This window comes from Stackebrandtia sp. (genome assembly GCF_035643755.1).
Taxonomy (GTDB): domain Bacteria; phylum Actinomycetota; class Actinomycetes; order Mycobacteriales; family Micromonosporaceae; genus Stackebrandtia.
The window spans coordinates 1-6664 of the sequence record NZ_DASQPW010000066.1 but is presented as its reverse complement, the minus strand read 5'-3'; the positions used below and the strand labels follow the sequence as shown (position 1 = coordinate 6664).

7 protein-coding genes and 1 pseudogene are annotated in these 6664 nt (G+C 67.0%); all 8 read left to right on the top strand.

Annotation, left to right across the window (positions count from 1 at the left end; translation table 11 throughout):
- Nucleotides 1-201 (top strand): annotated as a pseudogene (locus tag VE172_RS04875) (hypothetical protein); the annotation flags it as partial.
- Nucleotides 202-234: 33 nt separating this feature from the next.
- Entirely contained in the window at nucleotides 235-585 is a 351-nt protein-coding gene (locus VE172_RS04870; protein ID WP_324797976.1) for a YbaB/EbfC family nucleoid-associated protein, read from the top strand.
- A gap of 5 nt (nucleotides 586-590) precedes the next feature.
- A complete protein-coding gene (gene recR, locus VE172_RS04865; protein WP_324797973.1) occupies nucleotides 591-1184 on the top strand; it encodes a recombination mediator RecR in 594 nt (197 codons plus the stop codon).
- A 133-nt stretch (nucleotides 1185-1317) separates the two neighbouring features.
- Nucleotides 1318-3000, top strand: coding sequence for an ABC transporter substrate-binding protein (locus VE172_RS04860; RefSeq protein ID WP_324797970.1), 1683 nt, complete (start codon nucleotides 1318-1320; stop codon nucleotides 2998-3000).
- A gap of 76 nt (nucleotides 3001-3076) precedes the next feature.
- On the top strand, nucleotides 3077-4081 hold the full coding sequence (locus tag VE172_RS04855; RefSeq protein ID WP_324797968.1) for an ABC transporter permease: 1005 nt from the start codon (nucleotides 3077-3079) through the stop codon (nucleotides 4079-4081).
- Nucleotide 4082: 1 nt separating this feature from the next.
- Entirely contained in the window at nucleotides 4083-5039 is a 957-nt protein-coding gene (locus VE172_RS04850) for an ABC transporter permease (protein ID WP_324797965.1), read from the top strand.
- A gap of 4 nt (nucleotides 5040-5043) precedes the next feature.
- Nucleotides 5044-6054: an ABC transporter ATP-binding protein gene (locus tag VE172_RS04845; RefSeq protein WP_324797963.1), complete on the top strand. Its 1011-nt coding sequence runs from the start codon at nucleotides 5044-5046 to the stop codon at nucleotides 6052-6054.
- Nucleotides 6054-6664: dipeptide/oligopeptide/nickel ABC transporter ATP-binding protein (locus VE172_RS04840; RefSeq protein WP_324797960.1), on the top strand; the 611-nt coding region annotated here is incomplete at its 3' end. The genes VE172_RS04845 and VE172_RS04840, both read left to right, overlap by 1 nt.

Sequence of the window (6664 nt, the reverse complement as noted above, 5' to 3'; positions counted from 1 at the left end):
CCCCCGCCCCCGCCCGCGCGCACCCCCGCCCCCGAACCGGCCAGCCCGCCGCCAGCGGCGCGTGCCCCGCGTCCGTCCACTCAAGAATCGATGGAGCCGGACCCCGACGACGAACCCCACGAGGTCCCGCCGCCGCGCTCCATGAGCATGGACAAAGCGGTGGAGCTGTTCGCCGACAAGGTCGGCGCGAAGAAGCTTTAGGCTGTACGCAAACCGAGGAAAGGGAGGAAACAGATGTTTCCTGGTGGTGAGGGCATGCCCGACATGCAGCAGTTCCTGCAGCAGGCCCAGCAGGTGCAGGCCAATTACATGGCCCTGCAGCAGGAGCTCAACGACGCCGAGGTGTCCGCCTCGGCGGGAGGCGGCCTGGTCACCGTCACCATGACGGGCGGCGGCGAGTTCAAGTCGATCGCGATCGACCGCGAGGCCGTCGACCCCGAGGACGTCGAGACCCTGGAGGACCTGGTCGGCGCGGCCATCGTCGCCGCGACCGAGGAGGCCAAGAAGCTCGCGCAGGACAAGTTCGGTCCCCTGGCCCAGAGCCTGCCGGGCGGCATCGGCGGCGGCCAGCTGCCCGGGATGTAGCCGGCGTGTACGAGGGAGCACTCGCCGACCTGGTGGACGAGCTGGGTCGTCTGCCGGGAATCGGCCCCAAGAGCGCGCAGCGCATCGCCTTCCACATCCTCGGCTCGGATAAGGCCGATGTGGACAGACTGGCCGAGGCGCTGCGCGTCGTCAAGGATCAGGTGCGCTTCTGCACGATCTGCGGCAACGTCTCCACCGACGACCTGTGCCGCATCTGCCGCGACCCCCGCCGCGGCGAGGAGCAGATCTGTGTGGTCGAGGAGCCCAAGGACATCATCGCCGTCGAGCGCACCGGCGAGTTCCGTGGCCGCTACCACGTGCTGGGCGGCGCGATCAACCCACTGGACGGGGTGGGGCCCGAGGACCTGCGCATCAAGGAGCTGTTGCAGCGCCTGAGGAGCGGCGAGACCAAGGAGCTCATCATCGCCACCGACCCGAACACCGAGGGCGAGGCCACCGCGACCTACCTGGCGCTGATGATCACCCCGATGGGTCTGACCGTCTCGCGCCTGGCGTCGGGTCTGCCCGTGGGCGGCGATCTGGAGTACGCCGACGAGGTCACTCTTGGGCGTGCGTTCGAGGGCCGCCGCCAGATCTAAAGGGGACGCGGTGGGCGCGGTGCTAGTTGGACACAATTCGATATCAAGGGCTATGACGCGGTTCACAAAGTTATGGATTCGCACTAGGGTTCGTGACAGTGACAGCCCTACCACCGTGACCCCGAGGTGGATCATGCGACTGAAAAAGCCCAAGACGTACGCATTGCTGGCCGCGATCCCGGCCCTGGCATTGGCCGCGACCACCGCGTGTACGGCCAGTGCCACCCACAGCAATGACAAGACCGCCTTCGTTTTCGCCGGTGCGGGTGACCCCAAGTCGCTCGACCCGTCGCTGGCGTCCGACGGCGAGACCTTCCGAGTGACGCGCCAGGTCTTCGAGGGCCTGCTGACCCACAAATCCGGCGGAACCAAGATCGTCGGTCAGCTCGCCAAGACCTGGGACACGTCCAAGGATGGCAAGACGTGGACCTTCCACCTGCACGACAACGTGAAGTTCCACGACGGCTCCAAGCTGACCGCCCAGGTGGTGTGCGACAACTACGACCGGTGGTTCAACTGGAAGGGCACGTACCAGAACGCGGCGGTGTCCACGTACTGGCAGGACACCTTCGGCGGCTTCAAGCACAACGAGAGCAAGGAAACCCCGCCGCCGAACTACAACTCCTGCACCGCCAAGGACGACCTGACGCCGGTCATCAAGGTCAACCACGCCAGCGCCCGCCTGCCGGGCGGCTTCACGCTGGCGTCCATGGGAATCCACAGCCCCAAATCGCTGAAGACCTACGCGAAGGAGTCGGCCCCCAAGGGCGACGACCCCGCGAAGCTGACCTACCCCGACTACAGCCAGAAGGCCGGGGAGGCCGCCGGAACCGGTCCCTACAAGTACAAGAAGTGGGACCACGGCGAGAGCGAGGTCACGCTGACCCGCTTCGACGGCTATTGGAACGCCAAGGAGAAGGCGCACATCAAGACGATGATCGTCAAGACGATCCCCAAGGAGAACGACCGCAAGCAGGCGCTGCTTTCGGACGAGATCCAGGGTTACGACCTGGTGGCCCCGCAGGACGTCAGCACGCTGAAGGACAAGGGCATGCAGGTGCCCAAGCGCGGCGTCTTCAACCTGATGTACCTCGGCATGGACCAGAAGAAGGACGGCAAGAAGACCCCGCTGGCCGACAAGAGGGTCCGCGAGGCCATCGCCCAGGCGATCAACAAGAAGAAGATCATCAAGCAGATCTACCCGCCGGGCGCCACCGTCGCCAAGGAGTTCCTCGCCCCCACATTGGACGGTTACTCCGATGACGTCAAGACCTACGACTACAACAAGGACGCGGCCAAGAAGCTGTTGAAGGACGCGGGCCAGTCGAAGCTGAAGATCGACCTGTGTGAACCCACCGATGTCACCCGCCCGTACCTCCCCGACCCGGAGGACGTGTCGCAGAACATCAAGGCCGACCTCGAGGCCATCGGCGTCACGGTCACCGAGAACCCGATGAAGTGGAACCCGGACTACCAGGACGCGGTGAACAACGGAAAGTGCAGCCTCTACATCCTCGGCTGGACCGGGGACTACAACGAGGCGTACAACTTCCTTGGCACCTGGTTCGGCACCTACAAGGACTCGTGGGGCTTCAAGGACAAGAAGATCTTCGACCTCCTCGACAAGATCGACAACGAGCCGAGCGTGTCCAAGCGCAAGGACATGTACGTCGAGGCGAACAACCTGATCATGAAGTACCTGCCGGGCGTGCCGATCGCGCACTCGCCGCCGTCGATCGCGTTCGCGTCGTACGTGAACCCGCCGAAGGTCTCCCCGTTGACCTCGGAGAACTTCGCCGAAACCAGTTTCAAGTAACAGGCATGTGACATTCGCCGGGATCGGCCGCGGGCGCGGTCGGTCCCGGCGCCGCTAGCGGAAGGTTGCGAAGGCCGTGTTGCGTTTCATCGTCCGGCGGCTGCTTCAGCTCATACCCACCCTGATCGGGCTGTCGATCCTGCTGTTCGTGTGGCTGCACAACCTCCCCGGCGGGCCGGAGGCGGCGCTGCTGGGCGACCGGACCACCCCGGAGCGCCGCAAGCAGATCCGCGCGTTGCTGCACCTGGACGACCCCATCTGGGTTCAATACGGACGGTTCGTGAAGAACATGCTGAAGGGCGACTTCGGCACCTCCGTCCAGTCGAACCGCCCGGTGATCGACGAGTTCGCCACCCGCTTCCCCGCCACCATCGAGCTCGGCATCACCGCGATGCTGATCGCGGTGATCGTCGGCATTCCCCTGGGATACCTCGCCGCGCGGCGCCGGGGCGGCTTCCTGGACTCCAGCGTCGTCACCTCGTCGCTGCTGGGCATCTGCATCCCGGTGTTCTTCCTGGCGTACATCCTCAAGGAGATCTTCTCCGTGCAGCTGGGATGGTTCCCGTCCATCGGGCAGCTGTCGCCGGGACTGGAGACCACCAAGGTGACGGGATTCGCCGTGCTGGACGGCCTGCTCACCGGGGACCTCACCGTCACCTCCGACGCCCTGGCCCACCTGGTGCTGCCGGGCATCGCCCTGGCGTCGATCCCGCTGGCGGTGATCGTGCGCATGACCCGGGCCAGCGTGCTGGAGGTGCTGGGCGAGGACTACGTGCGCACCGCCGAATCCAAGGGCCTGAAGGAATCCACGATTCGCGCCCGCCACGTCCTGCGCAACGCGATGCTCCCCGTGATCACGTCGATCGGCCTGCTGACGGGCAGCCTGCTGTCGGGCGCGGTGCTCACCGAGACCGTGTTCGACTTCAACGGCATCGGCTCGTTCCTGGCCCGCGCCATCGACGCCCGCGACTACTCGGTGCTGATGGGCTTCATCCTGTTCATCGCCACCATGTACGTCCTCATCAACCTGCTGGTCGACATCTCGTACAGCATCATCGACCCGAGAGTGCGGGTGCGTTGACATGTCAACCAAGACCGACAAGATCGACCGCCTCGCCGAGCTGACCGCCGCGACCTCCGACGACCAGAAGGGCGCCGGCATCTGGCGGGAGGCGTTTCGCGGCCTGCGGCGCAGCCCGCTGGCCCTCACCGGCGCCGTCATCATCGCGGTGTTCGTGGTGATGGCGGTGATCGGGCCCTTCGTCGCGCCCTACGACCCGGTGGCGACGACCTGGGGGGACGAGGTCTCCCAGTCCCAGAACCACTTCGTGGGAATGCGGGCGGAGAACTGGCTGGGGCTCGACCAGCTGGGACGAGACGAGTTCTCCCGCATGCTGATCGGCGCCCGACAGTCCCTCATGGTCGGCGTGATCGCCACCCTGCTGGGCTTCGCCGTCGGCGCCGCGCTGGGCGGGATCTCGGGCGCCTGCCAGGGACTGGGACGCAAGCTCGGCCGCACGATAGACACGGTCATCATGCGGTTCATCGACATGATGCTGGCGCTGCCCTCGCTGCTGTTGGCCGTCAGCATCGCCGCGCTGCTGGGGCGCAGCCTCACCACGTTGATGATCGCCGTCGGGGTGGTGCAGATCCCGATCTTCGCGCGGTTGTTCCGCGGGTCCATGATCGCGCAGTCCCATTCGGACTATGTGCTGGCGGCCCGGGCGCTGGGGGTGCGGCGTTCCCGCATCGTCTTCGCCCACATCGTCCCCAACTCGCTGGGTCCCGTGATCGTCCAGGCCACCCTGAGCCTGGCCACCGCGATCATCGAGGCCGCGGCGCTTTCCTTCCTGGGACTGGGAAACCCCGACATGTCGCAACCCGAATGGGGTGCGATGCTCGCCAAGGGACAGACGTTCATCTCGGTGGCGCCCCAACTCGCGCTCTACCCCGCGGTGGCGATCATCATCACCGCGCTCGGCTTCACCCTGCTGGGCGAGGCGATGCGCGAGGCCCTCGACCCGAAGCTGCGGAAGTGATTCCATGTCTCTACTCACAGTGGACGATCTGTCGGTCACCTTCTCCCGCCGCGGCCGCCGCCCCACCCACGCGGTGGACGGCGTGTCGTTCAGCGTCGACGCCGGCCAGGTGGTCGGCCTGGTGGGCGAGTCGGGCTGCGGGAAGTCCGTCACCTCGCTGGCCCTGATGGGCCTGTTGAAGCGCGCCGAGATCTCCGGCAGCGCGACGTTCGACGGCATCGAGCTGTTGTCCCTGCGAGCGAGCGACATGCGCGACCTGCGCGGCTCACAGCTCGCCATGATCTTCCAGGACCCGCTGTCGTCCCTCAACCCGGTGGTGCCGATCGGCGTCCAGGTCACCGAGATCCTCACCCGCCACAGGGGACTCAAGGGCGCCCCGGCCCGCAAGGAGGCCGCCGACCTGCTGGACCGCGTCGGCATCCCCGACCCCACCCGCCGCCTGAAGGAATACCCCCACCAGCTGTCCGGCGGCATGCGCCAGCGCGCCCTGATCGCGATGGCCGTGGCCTGCGCCCCCCGCCTGCTGATCGCCGACGAACCCACCACGGCCCTGGACGTCACGATCCAGGCCCAGATCCTCGAGCTGCTGCGGGAACTCGTCGACGACCAGGGCACGGCCCTGCTCATGATTACCCACGACCTCGGCGTCGTGGCGGGCCTGTGCGACGACATCAACGTCCTCTATGGAGGAAAGGTCGTCGAGGCGGCCTCCCGCCGCCCCCTCTTCGCCTCGCCCACCCACCCCTACTCGGTCGGCCTCCTGGGCTCCATCCCCCGCCTCGACGCCCCCCGCGGCGAGCCCCTCACCCCGATCCGCGGCTCCGTCAACGACAACATCGCCTGGACCGACGGCTGCGCCTTCGCCCCCCGCTGCGACCACTACACCCTCGCCTGCCTCGAGGGCACCCCCGACCTCACCGAGACCTACACCGGCCACAAGTACCGATGCGTCAACCCGGTCACCCACCACGAAGCGCCCGTGACCCTTCCGGAATCCCCCGCGGCGGAGGCATGATGAGTCTGCTCGAACTGGACGACCTCAAGGTCCACTTCCCCATCAAACAGGGCATCGTCTTCGACCGCACGGTCGGCCACGTCCGCGCCGTCGACGGCGTCACCCTGAACGTCGAATCGGGGGAGACGTACGGCCTGGTCGGCGAGTCGGGCTGCGGCAAGACCACCCTGGGCCGCGCCGTCCTTCGCCTGGTCGACATCACCTCGGGCAGGGTCGACTTCGACGGCACCGACCTCGCCAAGCTCCCCGAGGCCGAGATGCGCCGCTCCCGCCGCCGCCTCCAGATGGTCTTCCAGGACCCGCTGGGCAGCCTCGACCCCCGCCAAAACGTCGAGTCCATCCTGGTCGAGGGCCTCACCGCCCACAACCTCGGCACCAACCGCGCCGACCGCCGCCGACGCATCGTCAAGACCCTTGACGCCGTGGGCCTCCCGAGCAACGCCCTGGCCCGCTACCCCCACGAGTTCTCGGGCGGCCAGCGCCAACGCATCGGCATCGCGCGGGCCCTGGTCCTCGAGCCCGACCTGATCATCTGCGACGAGCCCGTCTCGGCCCTCGACGTGTCGATCCAGGCCCAGGTCCTCAACCTCCTGGAGGAGATCCAGGACGC